Source organism: Methylorubrum podarium, from assembly GCF_022179745.1.
GTDB classification, from domain to species: domain Bacteria; phylum Pseudomonadota; class Alphaproteobacteria; order Rhizobiales; family Beijerinckiaceae; genus Methylobacterium; species Methylobacterium podarium.
Genome location: NZ_BPRD01000536.1, coordinates 1 through 3,029, shown reverse-complemented (window position 1 = coordinate 3,029; position 3,029 = coordinate 1). Strand labels below are relative to the sequence as shown.

Genomic DNA, 3,029 nt, shown 5'->3' with positions numbered 1-3,029 from the left:
CGCCGCCGGCGACGGCGCCTACCGTGCCCGCCACCCAGTCGAACACGTTCTGGATCGCCGCCATCGGCGTGGCCGCGGGCGCCGCCGCGACCTCCGCGCCCGACGAGGACGCCCCCCACACGATGTTGTTGGCCACCGCCGGGTCGGTATAGGTCGAGTCCGCGATCGTGACGTTGCCGCCGCTCGCGTTCCAGATGACGGCGTTGGACAGGGGGTCCCCCCGGCCCTGGTCGTCGGCGATGTTGTCGAAGGAGCGGGTGTCGACGAACGACACGTCGTCCGAGTAGGACGAGAAGCCGCCGTTGCCCATGTGGATCACGTCGACGTTCTCGACGTGTCCTCCTTGCGAATCGCCCTCGAACATCACGCCGACGCCGCTCGGCGAGTTGTTCCCGTCGATCACGCCGTTGGCGATCGTCACGTTCGGGCTGTCGATGATCGAGACGTTGTCCTCGACATGCGATCCGTTCGGATCGTTGGTGACGGAGAAGTCCGTGAGGCTGCCGTCCGGCGACTGGTAGAACTGGACGAACTGTCCCGAGGGATAGAGCCCGTGGAAGTCGTGGCCCTCGAGATGGGAGAGCGTCGCGCCCGGCGACTGGCCGAGATAGATGCCGGTGCCGCTGTCCTGCAGCGTCACGTGCGAGGCGGTGAAGTCGGGCGCGTTCACCACCCGGATGCCGGTCGCCTCGCCGGCCAGGCCCTGGTTGCCGCCGGGCGGGTCGGAATTGACGATGAGGCTGTTCTCGACGGTGACGCCGCTCGAATCCTCGACGACGATGCCGTTGCCGTCGGCGTGATGGATGGTGACGTTGCGGATGACGACGTTGTCGTGCTCGACGCGGATGGCGTCGCCGTCCGAAACCCAAAGATCAAGATTTTCGATGATCTGCCCGGCATGCGTGGTGCGGATGGGCGTGGTGCTGGTGATCAAACCCGCAGGCATATTTGCTCCAATCATTAAATATTACAACAATATCACTGCCTAACGGAATACATTCGTCGGATCGACCTAGTAAATCTGCAACGGCATCAGTCAGTATTAGGCCGATCGGCTTATTCGGCCCGGGAACCCGTTAACGGTAAAGCTTTTACGCGGACCGTTCCGATCCGATATTTCTCGCGCCGCACAATCGATGTTGCCGTACGGCCACGTTTGATCGGGCCGCGGCTGATTCGGCGCTGGGCCGCCGGCCGGGGCTGCGGGAGATCCCGCGGCCCCGGCCGGCGAACAGGTTTTCGCGGCGGGCTCAGACGAACAGGAAGTCGTTGGCCGAGAGCTGCCCCTTGTGGATGTCGGCGAGCCACAGCGTGTCGGTGCCCGAGGTGATGGCGACATCGTGGCCGACATCGTGGGCCGCGGCGAGCAGGGCGTTGAACGAGCCGAACATCGCCTTGCTCACCTCGACCACGTCCTGCGCGGTGCCGCGGAGCTGGAAGTCCTCGACCCAGTCGCTGCCGTTGCCGGCCTTGAACACGAACCGGTCCGCGCCGGCCCCGCCCCAGAGGTGGTCGGTGCCGCTGCCGCCGTCGAGCCGGTCGTTGCCGGCCCCGCCGTAGAGGCGGTCGTCGCCGGCGAGACCGTTGAGCGTGTCGTTGCCGCCCCGCCCGTCGAGGTCGTCGGCGAAGCGCGAGCCGGACATCGTGTCGGCCCCGCCGGTGCCGTCACGATCGATCCCCGTGCCGGACGGCGCCGGGCTGGGGGCCGGATTCGTGGCGACCGGGGTCGGGCTCGGCGCCGGAGTGGGAGCGGGAGCCGGAGCCGGAGCCGGCGTCGGCGCCGGGGTCGCGACCGGCGTGCCGCCCGTCCCGGTCGCCGCCCCGTCGAACACGTTGTGGATCGGCGTCATCGGCGTGGCCGAGGGCGCCGCCGTCACGTCCGCGCCGGCCGAGGAGGTGCCCCAGACGATGTTGTTGGCCACGCCCGGGTCCGTGTAGGTCGAATCCTCGACCGTGACGTTGTGGCCGGTCATGTTCCAGATCAGCCCGTTCGACAGCGACACGCCGCGGCCCTGGTCGCCGGCATCGTTGTCGAAGGAGCGGGTGTCGACGAACGAGACGCCGTCCGAGTAGGACGAGAAGCCGCCGTTGCCCATGTGGATCACGTCGACGTTCTCGACGTGGCCGCCCTGCGAGTTGCCCTCGAACATCACGCCGGCCCCGCTCGGCGAGTTGTTGCCGTCGATCACGCCGTTGGCGATCGTCACGTTCTGGCTGTCGATGATCGAGACGTTGTCCTCGACATGCGAGTGGCCCGGATCGTTGGTGACGGCGAAGTCGCTCAGCCGGCCGTTGGGCGACTGGTAGAACTGGACGAGCTGGCCGCCCGGGAACGGGCCGTGGAAGTCGTGGCCCTCGATGTAGGAGAGCTTCGCGCCCGGCGACTGGCCGAGATAGATGCCGGTGCCGCTGTCCTGCAGCGTCACGTGCGAGGCGGTGAAGTTCGCCGCGTTGACGACCCGGATGCCGGTGGTCTCCGGATCGGTCTCGCCGCCATTGCCCGTGGGCGGGTCGGAATTGACGATGAGGGCGTTCTGAACGGTGACGCCGCTGACGTCCTCGACGACGATGCCGTTGCCGTCGGCGTGGTGGATGGTGACGTTGCGGATGACGACGTTCTTGTGATCGACGCGGATGGCGTCGCCGTCGGAGACCCAGAGATCCAGATTTTCGATAACCTGTCCGTCGTACGTCGTGCGGATGGGGGTGGTGCTGTAGGTTTGGCCCGCAGGCATGTCGGCTCCTCGAGATGCGGTGATCGCAACGGAGCGGGTGCCTAACGAAGGTTAAGGGGCGGATCGATTGCGTAAATCTGCAACGTACCCCGTGAGGATTACTCCCGAGGGGGTATGGACGCGCGAAAACAGTTCAGCTTAATGCTGTTTTCCAGCGGGCCGCTGTCAGAAATTTTCTGACAGACGAACGATCTGTTGCCGAACGGCCACGTTTGGCCATCCGACCGATCTTTGCCAGGAACAAAAGCCTCCGATCGATCGCTTCGACCGCCGTCGCTCCTCTCCTCCCCCTTG

2 protein-coding genes are annotated in these 3,029 nt (G+C 66.2%); both read right to left on the bottom strand.

What is annotated here, in order from left to right; translation table 11 throughout:
- Positions 1–946 (bottom strand): right-handed parallel beta-helix repeat-containing protein (locus MFF42_RS22960; protein ID WP_238258026.1); only part of this gene is annotated, 946 nt, incomplete at its 3' end.
- Positions 947–1,250: 304 nt separating this feature from the next.
- Positions 1,251–2,735: a calcium-binding protein gene (locus MFF42_RS22955; protein ID WP_238258024.1), complete on the bottom strand. Its 1,485-nt coding sequence runs from the start codon at positions 2,733–2,735 to the stop codon at positions 1,251–1,253.
- Positions 2,736–3,029 lie beyond the last annotated feature (294 nt).

Coding starts and splice junctions, on each gene's coding strand:
- MFF42_RS22955 (WP_238258024.1), bottom strand. CDS start 2,735: ATGCCTGCGGGCCAAACCTACAGCACCACCCCCATCCGCACGACGTAC.